19 protein-coding genes are annotated in these 16,470 nt (G+C 58.8%); 4 read left to right on the forward strand and 15 right to left on the reverse strand.

Going from position 1 to position 16,470, the window contains the following annotated elements:
- Positions 1 to 13: 13 nt before the first annotated feature.
- Positions 14 to 856, forward strand: a complete 843-nt coding sequence (gene rsmA / locus ACR3EP_RS06415; RefSeq protein ID WP_170549280.1) for a 16S rRNA (adenine(1518)-N(6)/adenine(1519)-N(6))-dimethyltransferase RsmA — start codon at positions 14 to 16, stop codon at positions 854 to 856.
- A 56-nt stretch (positions 857 to 912) separates the two neighbouring features.
- Here rsmA and ACR3EP_RS06420 read toward each other — a convergent pair whose 3' ends face one another.
- From ACR3EP_RS06420 to ACR3EP_RS06450, 7 genes are all read right to left on the reverse strand, one after another.
- On the reverse strand, positions 913 to 1,503 hold the full coding sequence (locus tag ACR3EP_RS06420) for a DUF4167 domain-containing protein (protein ID WP_170348945.1): 591 nt from the start codon (positions 1,501 to 1,503) through the stop codon (positions 913 to 915).
- 243 nt (positions 1,504 to 1,746) lie between these two features.
- The gene (gene prmC / locus ACR3EP_RS06425; protein ID WP_480636900.1) at positions 1,747 to 2,589 is read right to left on the reverse strand and encodes a peptide chain release factor N(5)-glutamine methyltransferase; all 843 of its coding nucleotides are present in this window, start codon (positions 2,587 to 2,589) and stop codon (positions 1,747 to 1,749) included.
- Positions 2,586 to 3,641, reverse strand: a complete 1,056-nt coding sequence (gene prfA / locus ACR3EP_RS06430) for a peptide chain release factor 1 (protein ID WP_170396051.1) — start codon at positions 3,639 to 3,641, stop codon at positions 2,586 to 2,588. The genes prmC and prfA overlap by 4 nt, the downstream gene beginning before the upstream one ends.
- Before the next feature lie 290 nt (positions 3,642 to 3,931).
- Positions 3,932 to 4,327 carry a DUF1499 domain-containing protein gene (locus ACR3EP_RS06435; RefSeq protein WP_480636902.1) on the reverse strand — a complete coding sequence of 132 codons (396 nt, stop codon included), beginning with the start codon at positions 4,325 to 4,327 and terminating at the stop codon, positions 3,932 to 3,934.
- A gap of 72 nt (positions 4,328 to 4,399) precedes the next feature.
- A complete protein-coding gene (gene speB / locus ACR3EP_RS06440) occupies positions 4,400 to 5,347 on the reverse strand; it encodes an agmatinase (protein WP_480636904.1) in 948 nt (315 codons plus the stop codon).
- 77 nt (positions 5,348 to 5,424) lie between these two features.
- A complete protein-coding gene (gene speB, locus ACR3EP_RS06445; RefSeq protein WP_170348951.1) occupies positions 5,425 to 6,393 on the reverse strand; it encodes an agmatinase in 969 nt (322 codons plus the stop codon).
- 12 nt (positions 6,394 to 6,405) lie between these two features.
- A complete protein-coding gene (locus ACR3EP_RS06450; protein WP_480636906.1) occupies positions 6,406 to 7,569 on the reverse strand; it encodes a M20 aminoacylase family protein in 1,164 nt (387 codons plus the stop codon).
- 66 nt (positions 7,570 to 7,635) lie between these two features.
- On the opposite strand from ACR3EP_RS06450, the gene mazG reads away from it, so the two are divergent.
- From mazG to ACR3EP_RS06465, 3 genes are all read left to right on the forward strand, one after another.
- Positions 7,636 to 8,493, forward strand: coding sequence for a nucleoside triphosphate pyrophosphohydrolase (gene mazG / locus ACR3EP_RS06455; protein ID WP_480638998.1), 858 nt, complete (start codon positions 7,636 to 7,638; stop codon positions 8,491 to 8,493).
- Between the two features lie 63 nt (positions 8,494 to 8,556).
- On the forward strand, positions 8,557 to 9,498 hold the full coding sequence (locus tag ACR3EP_RS06460) for a nucleoside hydrolase (protein ID WP_425080508.1): 942 nt from the start codon (positions 8,557 to 8,559) through the stop codon (positions 9,496 to 9,498).
- Positions 9,495 to 9,944, forward strand: coding sequence for a GNAT family N-acetyltransferase (locus tag ACR3EP_RS06465; protein WP_170348955.1), 450 nt, complete (start codon positions 9,495 to 9,497; stop codon positions 9,942 to 9,944). Before ACR3EP_RS06460 ends, ACR3EP_RS06465 begins: the two co-directional genes overlap by 4 nt.
- On the opposite strand, the gene ACR3EP_RS06470 is transcribed toward ACR3EP_RS06465, so the two are convergent.
- From ACR3EP_RS06470 to ACR3EP_RS06505, 8 genes are all read right to left on the reverse strand, one after another.
- Positions 9,941 to 10,108, reverse strand: coding sequence for a hypothetical protein (locus ACR3EP_RS06470; protein ID WP_165590747.1), 168 nt, complete (start codon positions 10,106 to 10,108; stop codon positions 9,941 to 9,943). The two genes, ACR3EP_RS06465 and ACR3EP_RS06470, sit on opposite strands and share 4 nt — an antisense overlap.
- A 182-nt stretch (positions 10,109 to 10,290) precedes the next feature.
- A complete protein-coding gene (locus ACR3EP_RS06475) occupies positions 10,291 to 10,797 on the reverse strand; it encodes a GNAT family N-acetyltransferase (protein ID WP_480636907.1) in 507 nt (168 codons plus the stop codon).
- A gap of 39 nt (positions 10,798 to 10,836) precedes the next feature.
- Positions 10,837 to 12,114, reverse strand: a complete 1,278-nt coding sequence (gene eno / locus ACR3EP_RS06480) for a phosphopyruvate hydratase (RefSeq protein WP_480636909.1) — start codon at positions 12,112 to 12,114, stop codon at positions 10,837 to 10,839.
- 145 nt (positions 12,115 to 12,259) lie between these two features.
- Entirely contained in the window at positions 12,260 to 13,141 is an 882-nt protein-coding gene (locus ACR3EP_RS06485) for a DMT family transporter (RefSeq protein WP_226688351.1), read from the reverse strand.
- 133 nt (positions 13,142 to 13,274) lie between these two features.
- The gene (locus ACR3EP_RS06490; RefSeq protein WP_170348959.1) at positions 13,275 to 13,688 is read right to left on the reverse strand and encodes a Fur family transcriptional regulator; all 414 of its coding nucleotides are present in this window, start codon (positions 13,686 to 13,688) and stop codon (positions 13,275 to 13,277) included.
- A 73-nt stretch (positions 13,689 to 13,761) separates the two neighbouring features.
- Complete coding sequence (locus tag ACR3EP_RS06495; RefSeq protein ID WP_170375677.1) at positions 13,762 to 14,472, reverse strand: endonuclease/exonuclease/phosphatase family protein; 711 nt, start codon at positions 14,470 to 14,472, stop codon at positions 13,762 to 13,764.
- A 39-nt stretch (positions 14,473 to 14,511) separates the two neighbouring features.
- Positions 14,512 to 14,877: a cupin domain-containing protein gene (locus ACR3EP_RS06500; RefSeq protein ID WP_170396078.1), complete on the reverse strand. Its 366-nt coding sequence runs from the start codon at positions 14,875 to 14,877 to the stop codon at positions 14,512 to 14,514.
- A 155-nt stretch (positions 14,878 to 15,032) separates the two neighbouring features.
- Positions 15,033 to 16,451, reverse strand: a complete 1,419-nt coding sequence (locus ACR3EP_RS06505; protein ID WP_480636912.1) for a protein adenylyltransferase SelO — start codon at positions 16,449 to 16,451, stop codon at positions 15,033 to 15,035.
- Positions 16,452 to 16,470 lie beyond the last annotated feature (19 nt).

A 16,470-nucleotide genomic window follows, 5' to 3' on the forward strand; every position in this document is an offset into this window, starting at 1 on the left:
CGGCAACCGGATCATGAGTGCAATCGACAATCTCCCTCCGCTACGCGAAGTCATCGCGACCCACCAGCTTTCGGCCCGCAAGTCGCTAGGGCAGAATTTTTTGCTGGACCTGAACCTGACGGCCAAGATCGCGCGTCAGGCCGGAGATCTTACGGAATGCGACGTGTTGGAAATTGGCCCCGGCCCCGGAGGCCTGACCCGTGGGTTGTTGTCAGAGGGCGCACGCAAGGTCGTGGCGGTGGAAAAAGACACACGCTGCATCGCGGCCCTGAACGACATCGCAGACGCCTACCCCGGAAGGCTTGAGGTTATCAACGGCGATGCGCTTGAAATCGACCCGCTGGCGCACCTAACTCCACCGATTCGCATCGCAGCCAATCTGCCCTACAATGTCGGCACCGAGTTGCTGGTTCGCTGGCTTACCCCGCCGGAGTGGCCGCCCTTCTGGCAGAGCCTGACCCTGATGTTCCAGCGTGAGGTGGCCGAGCGTATCGTCGCCCAACCTGGCAGCAAGGCCTATGGCCGCCTCGCCATCCTCGCCCAATGGCGGGCCGAGGCGCGGATCGCCATGTCATTGCCGCCTGGTGCCTTCACCCCTCCACCCAAGGTTTCCAGCGCCGTTGTTCACCTGACCGCCCTGCCCGAGCCGCGTTATCCGGCCGATGCTGCCACACTGTCACGCGTCGTCGCGGCTGCCTTTAACCAGCGCCGGAAAATGCTGCGCGCATCGTTAAAAGGTGTTGCATCGGATATCGAAGACAGGTTGCTCGCAGCTAGTATCCAGCCCACCGAACGGGCCGAACAGGTCCCGCTTGAGGCGTTTTGTGCTTTAGCGCGCGAAGTCAAAAAAGGCTGAAAGCAAAGAAAAAGCCCCGGACCATCCCAGGGCTTTCGCAATTTCGGAGTCTTTATTTATTCCGCCGCTTCTGGCGCATCCCCATCCGTTTTGGGGGCATCCTCAACCGGCGCAGCCTTGGGCTTGCGCGCACGCGGGCGGCGTGCAGGTTTTTCTTTCTTCTCCGATTTCTCGGGCGCATCGACCACCGGGGCGGCATCTTTGCTTTCCGGGGTCTCGACCAGACCGGATTCGGGGGCGGAAGCTTCGGCTCCGAAATCCATCACGTCGGGTTGCGGTGCCTCGGCCGGATCGGCCTGACGGGCCGCTTCGCGCTCCTGTCGTTCGGCACGTTCCCGGTCACGCTCGGCCTGACGTTCGCGATTCTGGCGCTCCTGCTCTTCGCGGCGCGCTTCGATTTCGCGCTGCGCTTCGCTGAGCAGACGCAGATAATGCTCGGCGTGCTGCTGAAAGTTCTCAGCTGCCACACGGTCGTTACCTAGCTGGGCGTCGCGCGCCAGTTGGTTGTATTTGTCAATGATCTGCTGGGGCGTGCCGCGCACCTTGCCTTCGGGGCCTGAACTATCGAAAACCCGGTTAACAACGTTGCCGCCAGAGGGGCGATTGCGGTTATTCTTGGCCCGCGAGCGGGATTTAGAAGATCTCATCGTACTTTACGTCAGCCTTGTCATTCGGTGCCGATCAAGTCGCGTCCTGCACTGCTCAATGGCATTAGCCGTCACGCGATGTCGACTTTTTTGGGCTTGGCGTCAGGGGCCCGCTGAAACAGCGTCAACCTCTCCGACTAACTCTGAGTAAGCATGTCCAGCGCCTACAGACAAGAGGTTTGTCCAAAAATTCGCAGCTTTTTTACATTGATCGGCGCATTTCAGCCTCATCATGCGCCAATTTTACGGCATTCTGGCGACAACAACACGATCTCGACCGTCCAGATCGGGGATAACGCCTGCATCAACTAGTCCAGTCGCTTGGAAAAGGGCTGCAACGGCCTTACCCTGTGTCGGTCCGATTTCAACCAGAATCCGCCCGCCGGGCATCAGAAAATCCGGGGCCGAGGCGGCAATATGGCGGTATGCGCCCAGCCCGTCCCCTTCGTCCGTCAGTGCCATACGCGGTTCATGTTCACGCACCTCCGGGGACAGGTCCTGCATCTCCTCCAGCGAAATATAGGGCGGGTTTGCAACAATCAGGTCAAACAACCCTTCGATATTTTCAAACCAATCCGAGCGTAAAATCTCGACCCTGTCCTGCACCTGATGCTGCACCGCATTGGCGCTGGCTTGCAGACAGGCGGATTCGCTTAGATCCGCACCGATACCCGAAGCACTGGTGCGCTCGGCCAGCAGAGTAATCAAGATACAGCCAGAGCCTGTGCCCAAGTCCAGAACATGATCGAACGGTTCGCTTAACGCCGCCTCGACCAGAGTCTCGGTTTCAGGGCGCGGGTCCAGCACATCTCGGCTGACACGGAACCTGCGACCATAAAACTCGCGCTCTCCCAGCAAGTGCGACACCGGCACGCGGATAGCCCGCAGCGAGATCAGGTGATCGTACCGTTCGGCAATCTCGGGTGACAGTTCCTCGGGCGCAATCAACGTGACTCGGCTGGCCTCTATCCGTGCGGCATGGGCCAGCAAAACCCGTGCATCACGTGCCGGATCATCGACTCCAGCAGCGCGCAAGCGGGCGGTGGCGGCAACCATGGCCTGGGCGGCAGTCAACGCAGCGATCATTGTGCCATCTCGGCCAGCAGGCGGGCCTGGCCGTCAGCGGTCAGCGCGTCGATTACCTCATCCAGATCGCCCTGCATCACCTGATCCAGCTTATAGAGCGTCAGGTTGATGCGGTGATCCGTCATCCGCCCCTGCGGAAAATTATACGTCCTGATCCGCTCGGACCGGTCGCCCGAGCCTACCTGACTGGCGCGATCAGCGGATCGTTCGCTGTCGATCCGTTGGCGTTCAAGATCATACAGGCGCGTTTTCAGAACCTGCATCGCAATTTCACGGTTGCGGTGTTGTGATTTCTCGGAACTCGTCACCACCAGACCACTGGGCAGGTGTGTGATCCGCACTGCCGAGTCCGTGGTGTTCACGTGCTGCCCGCCCGCGCCCGAACTGCGCATCGTGTCGATGCGAATGTCATTGGCGTCGATCTGAATGTCCACATCCTCGGCCTCGGGCAGAACCGCCACGGTGGCTGCCGAGGTATGAATCCGCCCACCGCTTTCGGTTTCGGGTACTCGCTGAACGCGGTGTACACCGGATTCGTATTTCATGCGGGCAAAGACATTGTCGCCCTTTATGTGGGCCACCACCTCTTTAATTCCGCCAAGGTCCGAGGCTTGCTCTTCAATGATCTCAAACTGCCAGCCGCGCGCTTCGGCATAGCGTTGATACATGCGCAGCAGATCGCCCGCGAACAACGCAGCCTCATCCCCGCCCGTTCCTGGGCGGATTTCCAACATCGCTGGACGCGCATCGGCCTTGTCCCGCGGCAACAACGCCAGTTGCAGGGCTTGTTCGGCCTGCGGGATACGAGCCTGAAGCTCGGGGATTTCTTCCTCGGCCAGCTCTTTCATGTCGGGATCGGCCAGCATCGTTTCAGCTTCAGCCAGATCGGCGACCAGCTGACGCCACGCCATGATTTGATCCACGACCGGCTTCAGATCAGAATACTCCTTGGCCAAGGCCGCAATATCTCCGCCCGAGGCGCCATCTGCCATGGCCGCTTCGAGATACTGGAATCGCTGAGTTATCTGTTCAAGGCGTTCTTCGGGGATCATCCGCGCGGTGTCTCTTAATCCGGCGCTTTGGTCAAGGGCCGTCCCTGTGCTAAGCTGACGCTATGACACGTTTGGCACTTGTTATTTTGTTGTGCGCAGCCCCGGCCATGGCCGATGTGGTCGGTCCCGGAGGCAAGGTACAGGACTGCTATTGCACCGACAAATCCGGAACGCGCATCGAGTTGGGTGAGATGATCTGCCTACAAGTCGACGGCCGCATGTTCACCGCCCAGTGCCAAATGTCCCTGAACGTCCCCATGTGGCGCGAAGTGCAAGAGGGGTGTTTGTCCTCAGGGCTGCAAAGCAGCCAGCCAGCCATCGACCCTGTTTCGGTTTACCCCGAAATCTCGCCGACCGAATCTTAACCGACCGTAGACGCGCAGAGTGTCTCCATCCTGCTGAATCGTTGTGTAATCTGGGAATCCAAAAGCCTTGCTGCGCGTTATGTAGGTGACCATCCCCTCTCGCACGGATCCCGCCAGCACATAGGTTCGGGGCGTATCTGTCACGATTTCATGCAGACGCGCAAAACGGTCGGGGTAGCTTTCGATCACCCGAAACACGCCGCCCGGCATATCGCGATCCGTGTCTCCGACAGGAGCGACGTGCCAACGATTGGGGTCTGATGGGGCTAAGCGAATGGCAGCCATGGCGATCAAGCAGGCAACCAATCCCCAAAACAACATTCTTTTCATCCCGATCCCATCGCTTTGCAAAACAATATTCGGATCGCTGGTCGTGGCAAGGCGCCACTGCCCCTATCGTGACGTCACGCCAGGTAGAATGCACAACATCTCGAACAGCAGGTTCGCCGCTGTCAGTGCGGTGTTGCCGGTAGCGTCATACGGAGGGGAAACCTCGACCAGATCACAGCCCACCACATTCATACCCGCCAGCGCGTGGATTAGCTGTAACGCCTGTGGCGTGGTCAGCCCGGCAATCTCGGGCGTGCCGGTGCCTGGGGCGATAGAGGGGTCCAGGCTGTCGATATCGTACGAGATGTAAACCGGATGCTCGCCGATCTCTTTGCGAATCTGGGCACCTGTCACGGTCAGATTTTGCTGCCACAGCTCCCAAGCAGGGAATTGGCGAAAGCCCCAGCCCTTAGCCTCGGTAAAATCCGATGCTGCGTAGCCCGAGCCGCGAATGCCGATCTGAAAGGTTTTATCAGGGACGATCAACCCCTCTTCGTAGGCGCGGCGGAAAACCGTGCCATGCGTTTCTCTTTCACCAAACATCTCATCATTCACGTCTGCATGGGCATCGACATGGACCAGTGCCACCGGCCCGTGTTTGGCAGCGATTGACCGCAGGATCGGCAGGGTGATCGAGTGATCGCCCCCCATTGCCACTGGCGTCACACCCTGTGCCAGGATGGCATCATAGCTTTCCTTGATGATTTTCAGACTTTCGGCCAACGAGAATGTATTGATCGCAAGATCGCCGATATCCGCGATTTGAAGGCTGTCGAACGGGGCCGCAAACGTGGCCATGTTATAGGGCCGGATCATCGCACTTTCGCTGCGGATCTGCTTGGGTCCGAACCGCGTGCCCGACCGCCACGAGGTGCCGATATCCATCGGAATGCCCAGCACGGCCACGTCCAGCCCGGCAAGCGAATCCACCTGCGGCAGGCGCATAAACGTGTTTGGGCCGGAGAACCGGGCCAGATCATTGCCGCTGATGGGTTGGTTATATTCTGTCATGCCCGTCATTCTCCCGTCCGGCCTTTTGGTTAACCAGATATCGGAAAGATGGCTAACCAATGGTTAAGCCTGTTGAATTAATCCGAGACCAGCTTATTCCACCCCAGCAGACAAATGATCTGCGTCGCCACATGCGCGCCCGCAATCGCCGTGGCACCGGACGTATCAAAAGGCGGAGAGACCTCGACCACGTCCCCCCCTTTGATGTTGATGCCGGCAATGTCGCGCAGGATGATCTGCGTTTGTATCGAAGTCAGCCCACCCCAGACGGGCGTGCCGGTGCCGGGGGCGAAGGCCGGGTCCAGACCGTCGATGTCAAAGCTCAGGTAAACGGGGCTGTCGCCCAGAATACCCTTGATCTTTTGCGCCACGGCGGCAGGACCAGATTCATACACCTCGCGCGCGTCTATGATGTTGACGCCCAGCGTGTCCTCATTCGTAGTGCGAATACCCACCTGGACCGAGCGTTTAGGGTCCACGATCCCCGATTTCACCGCCTTGTAAAACATCGTCCCGTGATCGACGCGGGACATGTCGTCATCGGCCCATGTGTCCGTGTGCGCATCGAATTGCAGCAGCGACATTGGCCCGTACTTCTCTGCATAGGCTTTTAGAATCGGAAAGCTGATATAGTGATCTCCGCCCAACGAAACCGAGGCCACGTCGGCCGCCAAAATAGTACGGATATGATCCGTCAACGTATCGGGAAAGGCAGGGATATTGGCGTAGTCATAGGCCATATCTCCGTAATCCACGATCGCCAATTCGCTAAGCGCGTCGAAGGGCCAGCCGTAAGGCGCATCCGGAGATTGCAGCGCGCTGGCCTCGCGGATTGCGCGAGGACCTAGGCGGGTGCCGGGGCGGTTGGTCACGGCCTGATCGAACGGCACGCCGGTCACGGCGATATCTACGCCCTTCAGCTCTTTGGTATAGAGCCGCCGCAGGAATGACGTCGCGCCGCCGAACGTGTTTTCGAACGATAACCCTTTGAGGTCCGGATTAGTGAATGCCTCATCCACCTGATTTTTTGCGTCTTCCAGTGCCATGTCTTCCCCCCATCAGCCCAAAGGCTGCGCCTTTTCGACAATCCGTGCAAAGAACGAGGCGCCAACCGGCGCGATCTCGTCATTGAAGTTGTATTTGGGGTGGTGCAGCCCTGCGCCCTCACCCTGCCCCAGGAACAGATAGGCACCGGGACGTGCCTGTAACATATAGGAAAAATCCTCGGCCCCCATCTCACGCCCTGCGTTGGCGGTTACCTGGTCAGCGCCCGAGATGTCGCGCGCGACATCGGCTGCGAAACCAGCCTTTTCGGCGTCGTTTACCGTGGCGGGATAGCTCTTTTCATAGTCCAGCCGCGCCGTTACCCCGTACGAGGTCGCCTGCCCCTGCACGATCTGTTCCATCCGCTCTATCACCATCTTCTGCACTGCGGGATCGAACGTGCGCACGGTCCCATTGATGAACGCCGTGTCGGGGATCACGTTGTTCACCGTTCCCGTATGGATTTGCGTGACCGAGACCACCAGATCATCCAGCGCATAGTGGTTGCGGCTGACAATGGTCTGGATCGCCTGCGCGATGCCGCAGGCCGCCATCACCGGATCGCGGGTCTCATGCGGCATGGCGCCGTGACCTCCGACGCCCTGAATATGCACCTCAAACGTGTCCACCGCCGCCATGATCGGCCCTGGCGTAGTATAGAACGACCCTTCGGCAAATCCGGGCGCGTTGTGCAGCGCGTAGACCTGAGAGATGTTGAACCGATCCATGATCCCCTCTTCGACCATGACACCGGCCCCGCCGCCCTCTTCTTCGGCGGGTTGAAAGATCAGCGCCACGCGACCGCGGAAATTTCGCGTCTCGGCCAGATAGCGGGCCGCACCGAGCAGCATCGTTGTATGCCCATCGTGACCGCAGGCGTGCATCTTGCCGGAGTTCTTGGACGCGTAAGACACACCCGTTTCCTCGGGGATTGGCAATGCGTCCATATCGGCGCGCAAGCCGATGGTCGGCCCCTCACCCTGCCCATTGATGATTGCCACTATGCCTGTCTTGGCGATGCCCTCATACAGCTCTTCTACACCGAACTCGCGCAGTCGGTCGGCGACGAAAGCAGATGTTTCGTGACATTCGAACTCCAGTTCGGGGATCGAATGCAGGTGCCGGCGCCATGCGGCCATATCGGCAGAGAAATCGGCAATTCGGTTGACGACGGGCATCTGGGGTGGACTCCTGATCCTGACTGCGGAATGGATGCATCTGACACCGGAACGAAAGGGTTCGCAATGGCCGAAAATCCTCTGATCCACGACAGCGATGCGGGTATCGAGCGTTTGCTGGAAATCATGCGCCGCCTGCGCGACCCGGAATCAGGCTGCCCGTGGGATATCGAACAGGATTTCGCCACCATAGCCCCTTACACGATCGAAGAAGCCTATGAGGTCGCCGATGCCATCGAACGCAACGCCTATGACGAGTTGAAGGGTGAGCTGGGCGACCTGCTGTTCCAGTCCGTCTTCCACGCGCAAATGGCTGAAGAGGCTGGACATTTCACTTTTCAGGACGTGGTGCGCACCATGTCGGACAAGATGGTCGACCGCCACCCGCATGTGTTCGGCGACGAATCCCGCGACAAATCTGCGGAACAGCAAACGGTGGATTGGGAAACCATCAAGGCAGCCGAGCGTGAGGGCAAGGAACAAAAAGGCGCTTTGGACGGTGTGGCCGCGAACCTGCCTGCCCTGTTGCGCGCCCATAAGCTGCAAAAACGCGCCGCCCGCGTGGGATTCGACTGGCCCGATGCCAGCCATGTGCTTGCCAAAATCACCGAAGAGGCAGCTGAGCTGGAAGAGGCCCGCAACAGCATGGATGCCGATGCGCTAGAGGACGAGTTTGGAGATTTGCTGTTCGTGATGGTCAATCTGGGCCGTCACCTGGGCATCGAACCCGAAGCCGCCCTGCGCCGTACCAACGCCAAGTTCACGCGGCGGTTCGAACAGGTCGAGGCACGTCTTGCCGCGCGCGGGAAAACGCCGTCGCAAAGTGATTTGGCCGAAATGGATGCGCTGTGGGATGAGGTGAAGATCGAAGAGCACCGCGCCAATGGCAAACTCCCGCCTGTGGACGCAGCGACCGAGGCCTGAAACCGCTGGACAAGTGGGGTGACACTTGCGAGTGTCCGCGCTTCAAGACCCCGGAGGCAAATCATGGCACCGCGCAAGATCATTATCGACACTGACCCCGGTCAGGACGACGCTGTCGCAATCTTGCTGGCGTTGGCCAGCCCTGATGAGATCGACGTGCTGGGCATCACAGCTGTTGCCGGGAATGTGCCGCTGGAACTGACCGCCAAAAACGCGCGGATTGTTTGTGAACTGGCCGGGCATACGCATATCCCCGTTTACGCTGGATGCGACCGTCCGTTGAATCGCGCTTTGGTCACCGCGGAGCATGTGCATGGAAAGACCGGGCTGGACGGCCCTGTCTTGCCCGATCCGGAGATGCCGCTGGCTGATGGGCACGCGGTTGACTTCATCATCGACACCCTGCGCGCGCAGGAACCGGGAACGGTGACGCTCTGCCCGCTGGGGCCGCTGACCAACATCGCCACGGCCTTTCAGAAAGCGCCCGATATCGTCGAGCGCGTGCAGGAAATCGTGCTGATGGGTGGCGCGTATTTTGAGGTGGGAAACATCACACCCACCGCTGAATTCAACATTTACGTTGATCCAGAAGCTGCTGAAATCGTGTTTAAATCCGGCGTTCATATCGTCGTGATGCCACTGGATGTCACTCATGATGCGCTGGTCACGAAACATCGCAACGATGCGTTCCGCGCGCTCGATTCAAAAGTCGGCCATGCGGTTGCCGAAATGACAGATTTCTTCGAACGCTTCGACAAAGAAAAATACGGCTCAGAGGGCGCGCCGCTGCACGACCCCTGCGTGACCGCATATCTGATCCGGCCCGAACTGTTCTCGGGCCGTCACGTCAATGTGCAGATCGAAACGCAATCCGACCTGACCCTTGGTATGACCGTCGCTGATTGGTGGCGCGTGACGGATCATCCCCCCAATGCCATGTTCATGGGGGATATCGACGCCGATGGATTCTTTGACCTGCTAACAGAAAGGCTGGCCCGCCTATGAGCGCCGCGCTGAAACTTGCCCGTCCCACAGATCTGGATCGCCTGATGTCGCTGGTCGCGGCCTTTCACGCCGAGGCCGGAATTGAACAGGATGCCGATCAACGTCGCGAGGCTCTGGCCCCGCTTCTTGAGGGCATCCCCCACGGGTGCGTCTATCTGATCGGACCCGGCCGCGCGCCGCTGGGCTATATCGTGCTGACCTTTGGTTGGTCGGTCGAATTTGGCGGTATGGACGGCTTTGTCGACGAGATCTACATCCGCCCCGCAGTTCGTGGTCGCGGGATCGCCACTGAAGTCCTGTTGGACTTGCCCAAAGCCCTTGCCGGGGCAGGATTAACCGCATTGCATCTTGAGGTCGACCGGACCAATGAAGCCACACAAAGACTGTATCTGCGCACCGGTTTCAAAGCGCGAGACCGCTATGTGCTGATGAGCAAGCCGCTTTAGCGCGCCTCAACGCCCATATCGAATCCAGGAATGTCCATATCCATCACCGGGTCAGTGGACGACGCCTGCATCCCCGATACCGGATAAGTCCCCGGCCCCGAGCAGGCCGCCAAAAATACAGTGCTGATCACTGAAACTACGAGAAGGAATTTCGAACCAGTCATGGTGTACCCCCTTTTCTGTAATCCAGTCACAATAGGTCAGCTCAAATTGAGACAAATAGGAAAAAGTTCACACATAACGCAAATTATGCTGAGAAATATTTAGGGTTATGTTTTTTCCACACGTTAACAACGAGAAAGCGGCGCAAAATAATTCGGCTAAAAGGTCTATCTTATCCGTTCCGCTACAATTTCATTTCGAAAAACAGCAGATGACCCTCGGCGATTTCCGGAATCTCGGCATATGCGTCCCGCAGAACGAACCCCATTGAGAGGTAAAGTCGGGTCGCTGTCTGCAATGGTTTGCCAGTGTCCATGCGGATCAGGTCAAACCCCTGCTGGCGACATTGCTGGATCAAAGACAGCATGATGGCACGACCTGCCCCCGTACCGCGGGCGCTGTCCTGGACGAATACGCGCTTGATCTCGGCCACGCCCGGCTCGATCGTGTGGAACATGCCACATCCAACGGGCTGATCACCGATCAGCGCAAGACGCGCGCCACCGTTCGGCGGGCTATGTTCGGCCTCGATGGCCTCCATCACACGGGCATATTTATCCTGCGAATAGATGGTCTGAACAATACGTTGCGACTTTTCATCCAGCGTCAGGAGGAAGTCGCGGTATTCCCAACACAAACGCCGGACCGCATCAAAGTGGTCCGGCGTTCTGGGTTCTATGATACTAAGCAACTGCCGATCCTCGATAAGGTACGAAGATCAGAATAACACTCAGCGCTTAAGGATCGAAGCCCCGGCGTATTCGGCAACTTCGCCCAACGATTCCTCGATACGGATCAATTGGTTGTACTTGGCCAACCGGTCCGATCGCGCCAGCGAGCCGGTTTTGATCTGACCGCAATTGGTCGCCACGGCTAGATCGGCGATGGTGGCATCCTCGGTCTCGCCCGAACGGTGCGACATCACGTTGGTATAACCCGCGCGGTGCGCCATATCGACGGCGCGCAGGGTTTCGGTCAACGAGCCGATCTGGTTCACCTTGACCAGCATCGAATTGGCGCAGCCGCGGTCGATCCCTTTAGCCAGACGTTCGGGGTTGGTCACGAACAGGTCGTCGCCCACCAGTTGAACACGGTCACCGATGGCGTCGGTCAGCGCCTTCCAACCGTCCCAGTCATCTTCAGACATGCCGTCTTCGATCGAGATGATCGGATAGTCTTTGACCAGCGCCGCCAGATACTCGGCGTTTTCTTCGGAGGTTAGCGAGATATTCTCGCCCGACAGAACGTATTTGCCGTCGCGATAGTATTCAGTGGCAGCGCAGTCCAGCGCCAGGTGGATTTCTTCACCGGGTTTGTAGCCAGCCTTTTCAATGGACTGCAGAATGAAATCCAACGCCTCGCGGGTGGATGCGATGTTGGGGGCAAAGCCGCCCTCGTCGCCTACGCCGGTGGCCAGGCCAGCGGCCGACAGTTCTCGCTTAAGGGTATGAAAAACTTCAGACCCCATGCGCACGGCTTCGCGGATATTCGCGGCTGCGGTCGGCATGATCATGAATTCCTGAATGTCGATCGGGTTGTCGGCATGTTCGCCACCGTTGATGATGTTCATCATCGGCACGGGCAGCACGCGGGCCGACGTGCCGCCGACATAACGATACAAGGGCTGCGTGGTGAAATCCGCCGCTGCCTTAGCCGTGGCCAGCGAAACACCCAGAATGGCATTGGCGCCAAGCCGACCCTTGTTCTCGGTTCCGTCCAGTTCGATCATGGCGCCATCGATGGCAACCTGCTCGGTGGCGTCAAAGCCGACCAGCTCCTCGGCAATCTCACCGTTCACGGCAGCGACGGCCTCAAGCACGCCTTTGCCCAGATAGCGGGATTTGTCACCGTCACGCTTTTCCACTGCTTCATAAGCGCCGGTCGACGCGCCCGAGGGCACAGCGGCGCGGCCCATGGTGCCGTCTTCCAGAATCACGTCGACCTCAACGGTCGGATTGCCCCGGCTGTCCAGAATTTCGCGTGCGTGGATGTCGATAATGGTGCTCATGAGGCCCGTTCCTGTGGCTGCAATCAGTTGCACGCCTCATACCATCACCGGGCAAAAAGTAAACCAGTCATGTTAACGCTAACATGTATATTCCCGGCCCTTTAGGGCTAACAATTACCTGTTTGCGCCAACGTGCGACGATCCGTCAGGCTGCAACCGCCAGTTCACGGGCCAAACGGCGTTCGCGAATAAAGGTGTACATGCCCGACCCCATGATCAACGTGGCCCCGGCCAGCGTCATCAGGTCCGGGCGCTCGCCGAACATCAGCATCCCCGCGGCGATCGAGAAGATCAGCCGGGTATAGCGGAAGGGCGTCAGGGCCGAAGCCTCACCAATCCGCATGGCGATGACGATGCCGTAATAACCCAGAAAACCAAAGCCAACGGCACCCAGATAGGGACCGATCTGCCAAGTATTTAAAGGCACAACGGGTTGTGCGGAAAACACCATCAACGCCACGCCAGCAAATGCCACGGCGACATAGGCCTGCAGGGCGACCACGGACGAGGCCACGCGAACATCCAGCTTACGGGTGATCAGGTCGCGCGCGGCGATGGCAAGCACACTGGCCACGACAAACAAAGACTCGGGTTGAAACCCGGCCAGCCCGGGGCGGATAATCATCAGCACGCCGATGAAGCCGATGCCAATCGCGCTCCACCGTCGCCAGCCGACATGCTCGCCCAGAAACAGCGCGGCCCCCATGGTGACGGCCAGCGGCATCGCCTGAAACACAGCAGCCACGGTGGACAGATCGACCAGAGACAGCGCGGTCACAAAACTCAGCGCCCCAACCGCTTCGGTCCCGGCGCGCATCAGAGGCAGAGGCTGCCACGCCACCGGATCAAGGATACGTTTGCGCGTGGCCAACGACATCACGACAAAGGCCAGGCTGCAGATCACACCCAACACAACCATGATCTGACCGGTCGGCACTGTCACCGACAGATGCTTGATGAACATATCCTCAAGCGCAAAAGCCGCCATCGCGCCGACGACCAGCAAAATGCCGTGTACGTTGTTCATGACCGTGTCCGTTGAATCCTGCGGCCCCAATGCCGCTTTTCTCAGCAAAATCGCAAGAAAGCCGTTCAAGCAAGCATTATCCGCCCGGAAAGCATGAATTCCCGTGCGCCTGTCGTTCGCGTTTTGTGATGAATCAGTCCTGTTCCAGCGGCACGCCGTACAGTTCCAGCCGGTGGCCTTTCAGCTTATACCCCAGCTTGGCCGCGATCTTTTCCTGCAACACTTCGATCTCGGGGTCGACGAATTCGATCACCTTGCCGGATTGCATGTCGATCAAATGGTCATGATGATCACGCTCAGCATCCTCATACCGCGCGCGCCCATCACCGAATTCCAGCCGGTCAAGAATCCCCGCTTCTTCGAACAGTTTGACAGTGCGATAGACCGTGGCGATCGAGATGCCCGAATCCACTTTCGAGGCACGGGCATACAGTTCCTCAACATCCGGGTGATCCTCACTTTGTTGCAGCACCTGCGCGATTGTGCGGCGCTGGCCGGTCATGCGCAGACCTTTTGCTTCACAGCGGGCGATGATCGTATCGGACATAAGTGACCCTCAGAGTAGTTCGGGATTCTGTCTTAGTACGTCTGCGCGGATCGCGCCACAGGGGAATTGCGTCCTAGGCCACCCGTCTCAGGTCCGCCCAGATCGGCAGATGATCGGACGCTATATGCGCAGGCCGTGCGTCGTGCACGCCGTGGACGACCGCCTCAAGCCCTGCGCCCAGCGCGATGCGGTCAAGGGCCCCCAGGGGCTGTGCGGCCGGAAAGCTAGGAACCGGCGCTAGGAAGCGCATGTCCGGGGCCAAATGGTCTAACACGGGCTGGCGCGACCATTCGTTGAAATCCCCGGCCCAGACGGTGGGCATGTTGTCCAGATCATCGTCAAAGCGGCGGATATGCGTGATCTGCTGGCGCCGGGATGCGGGCAACAGGCCCAGGTGCATCCCCATCACCCGCAATGGCCCGATTTGGGTATCGAACTCCACCCGTACAGCGCCCCGCGGTTCCAGCCCTGGCAGGTCGTGGTGCCCGGTCTGCCGAACCTGAATCGAATTTCCGCGCCAGATCACAGCGTTTCCATGCCAGCCCAGACTGCCGGCCCCACCCAGATCGACGATCTGCCAGCCGGCCTCATCCAACATGAAATGTGGTAAGGCGGCAGGTCGGGGCGGCAAGCGTTTGTCGGCCTCTTGCAACACCACGATATCAGCCTGCATGCTGTCGATGACCTGCATGATACGCTGGGGCTGCCGCCGAAAATCCAGACCCACACATTTCTGAATGTTATAGCTGGCGATACGCAGGGTTGATGGTTTGGTCATTGGCATCCTGTGTCTGACATCAAAGGTTCCTCGGCCACCCGGCCCCTATTTAAACTGTGTAATCATAAGGTTGGCGGGCTCACCCCCTTCTGCGGATGAGCTATGGCCTGTTCCCTTGACATCTTCGGCCCAAAACAAGTCACCCGTTTTGAAATCACGTATTTCGCCCGACCCCGCCTGAACACGGAACGTACCGGACAGAACCGTCGCAAGTTGGGGTTTCGGGGAACGGTGTTGAACCCCTTTCCACCCAGCAGGCAATGACAAGAAGGCAATACGCGCGGCATCGACCTCTTTTGAGACCAGAAACGGTGCGGCCGGGGGGGCAAAGGTCTTGAGCTCGAAATCAATCTCACGATTTTCAAAATAAGACACACCGTCCGCGTCTTCCAGCAAAATGGCGTAGCGCATTTTATGCTCCCTAAAACAAAACTGATTTTATCTGCAGTTCCCCCGGTTGCGTCCATTATGCAGCATTATGTGCCGATGGTAAGTCGCTTGGCATTATGTTCAGAAGAACGCCCACTAGACAGCTTAAAAACTAGACGTTCAAGTTTTGATATTCGCTATGTCCCACAGAACGTCGCGTGGACCACTTCGCTTTCGGCCGGCGGATGTGTCAGGTCGGTTGCGTCGAGTTGATCCTTATAGGCGCGGGCAAGCACCGCGTTCAACCGATGGAACGGCGCAAAATCGCCTTGGACAGCAGCCTGTATCATCTGCTCGACCCGGTGGTTGCGCGGGATAAAGGCCGGGTTGGCGGCGTTCATCACCGTCTGCGGGTCATTTTCACGGGCCAACCGCGTCTGCCAGCCATCGGCCCATTCATCATAGGCTTCGGGGTTCACGAACTGATCGCGGGCCTTGTCACTGCCCAGCGCACGGAACGTATTGGTGAAATCGGCACTGTTGTGCGCCATCCGAGTCAATAGATCAGTGATCAGCGCCTCGTCGCCCTTATCCTCGGTCGTCAAACCGATCTTGGCGCGGAAGCGGGCCAGCCATTCCTGTTGGATCAGTCCCGGCATTGCATGCACGATCTCAGTGGCCTCTTGAACGGCGGCTTCGGGGTCCTCGACCTGCTGAATCAAAGAGGTCGCCAATTGCGCCAAGTTCCACACGGCGATGTCCGGCTGATTGGAATAGGCATATCGTCCCATCCGGTCGATTGAACTGAAGACCGTATTCGGGTGATAGATGTCCATGAAGGCGCAAGGTCCATAGTCGATGGTCTCGCCAGCGATCGAGAAATTGTCGGTGTTCATCACCCCATGGATAAACCCGACGCTCATCCATTGCGCTATTAACCGGGCCTGCGCATCCCGCACCGCGCGCAACAGGCCCATTGGCCCCTCGGCCTGCGGATAGTGTCGGGCGATGGCGTATTCGGTCAGCCGCTTCAAGCTGTCGACCTGCCGTCTTGCGGCAAACACCTGAAACGTCCCCACACGCAGATGGCTTTGCGCCACGCGGGTCAGCACCGCGCCCGGCATCGGGCCTTCGCGCAAGACGATCTCTCCTGTCTCAACCGCAGCCAGCGCACGGGTGGTTGGGATGCCCAGCGCGTGCATCGCCTCGGATACCACATATTCGCGCAGCACTGGCCCAAGCCACGCGCGGCCATCGCCCTGGCGGCTGAACGGGGTTTGTCCCGAGCCCTTCAACTGAATATCCCGTCGCACGCCGTCTGTTCCGATCGTCTCACCCAGCAATACCGCACGCCCATCGCCGAGCTGCGGGTTGTAGGTGCCGAACTGATGGCCGGAATAAAGCTGAGCAATCGGCTCGGCCCCTTCAGGCAGGGCATTCCCGGCGAAAACCTCGGCCATTTCCTGCACATCGCCCGGAGTTACCCCCAGAACGCGGGCCAGATCTTCATTAAACGCAATCAAACGCGGAGCGCGCACCGGCACCGGCACTTGCCGGGCAAAAAAAGTGTTGGGAAGACGGGCATAGCTGTTGTCAAACGGGATATTCAAGGTCATGCGGCAAACATATGGTGGA

The organism is Ruegeria sp. BB10 (assembly GCF_056535725.1).

Excerpts from the sequence above, each read along its gene's own strand:
- rsmA (WP_170549280.1), top strand. The coding sequence starts at position 14 with ATGAGTGCAATCGACAATCTCCCTCCGCTACGCGAAGTCATCGCGACC.
- ACR3EP_RS06420 (WP_170348945.1), bottom strand. The coding sequence starts at position 1,503 with ATGAGATCTTCTAAATCCCGCTCGCGGGCCAAGAATAACCGCAATCGC.
- prmC (WP_480636900.1), bottom strand. The coding sequence starts at position 2,589 with ATGATCGCTGCGTTGACTGCCGCCCAGGCCATGGTTGCCGCCACCGCC.
- prfA (WP_170396051.1), bottom strand. The coding sequence starts at position 3,641 with ATGATCCCCGAAGAACGCCTTGAACAGATAACTCAGCGATTCCAGTAT.
- ACR3EP_RS06435 (WP_480636902.1), bottom strand. The coding sequence starts at position 4,327 with ATGTTGTTTTGGGGATTGGTTGCCTGCTTGATCGCCATGGCTGCCATT.
- speB (WP_480636904.1), bottom strand. The coding sequence starts at position 5,347 with ATGACAGAATATAACCAACCCATCAGCGGCAATGATCTGGCCCGGTTC.
- speB (WP_170348951.1), bottom strand. The coding sequence starts at position 6,393 with ATGGCACTGGAAGACGCAAAAAATCAGGTGGATGAGGCATTCACTAAT.
- ACR3EP_RS06450 (WP_480636906.1), bottom strand. The coding sequence starts at position 7,569 with ATGCCCGTCGTCAACCGAATTGCCGATTTCTCTGCCGATATGGCCGCA.
- mazG (WP_480638998.1), top strand. The coding sequence starts at position 7,636 with ATGGCCGAAAATCCTCTGATCCACGACAGCGATGCGGGTATCGAGCGT.
- ACR3EP_RS06460 (WP_425080508.1), top strand. The coding sequence starts at position 8,557 with ATGGCACCGCGCAAGATCATTATCGACACTGACCCCGGTCAGGACGAC.
- ACR3EP_RS06465 (WP_170348955.1), top strand. The coding sequence starts at position 9,495 with ATGAGCGCCGCGCTGAAACTTGCCCGTCCCACAGATCTGGATCGCCTG.
- ACR3EP_RS06470 (WP_165590747.1), bottom strand. The coding sequence starts at position 10,108 with ATGACTGGTTCGAAATTCCTTCTCGTAGTTTCAGTGATCAGCACTGTA.
- eno (WP_480636909.1), bottom strand. The coding sequence starts at position 12,114 with ATGAGCACCATTATCGACATCCACGCACGCGAAATTCTGGACAGCCGG.
- ACR3EP_RS06485 (WP_226688351.1), bottom strand. The coding sequence starts at position 13,141 with ATGAACAACGTACACGGCATTTTGCTGGTCGTCGGCGCGATGGCGGCT.
- ACR3EP_RS06490 (WP_170348959.1), bottom strand. The coding sequence starts at position 13,688 with ATGTCCGATACGATCATCGCCCGCTGTGAAGCAAAAGGTCTGCGCATG.
- ACR3EP_RS06495 (WP_170375677.1), bottom strand. The coding sequence starts at position 14,472 with ATGCCAATGACCAAACCATCAACCCTGCGTATCGCCAGCTATAACATT.
- ACR3EP_RS06500 (WP_170396078.1), bottom strand. The coding sequence starts at position 14,877 with ATGCGCTACGCCATTTTGCTGGAAGACGCGGACGGTGTGTCTTATTTT.
- ACR3EP_RS06505 (WP_480636912.1), bottom strand. The coding sequence starts at position 16,451 with ATGACCTTGAATATCCCGTTTGACAACAGCTATGCCCGTCTTCCCAAC.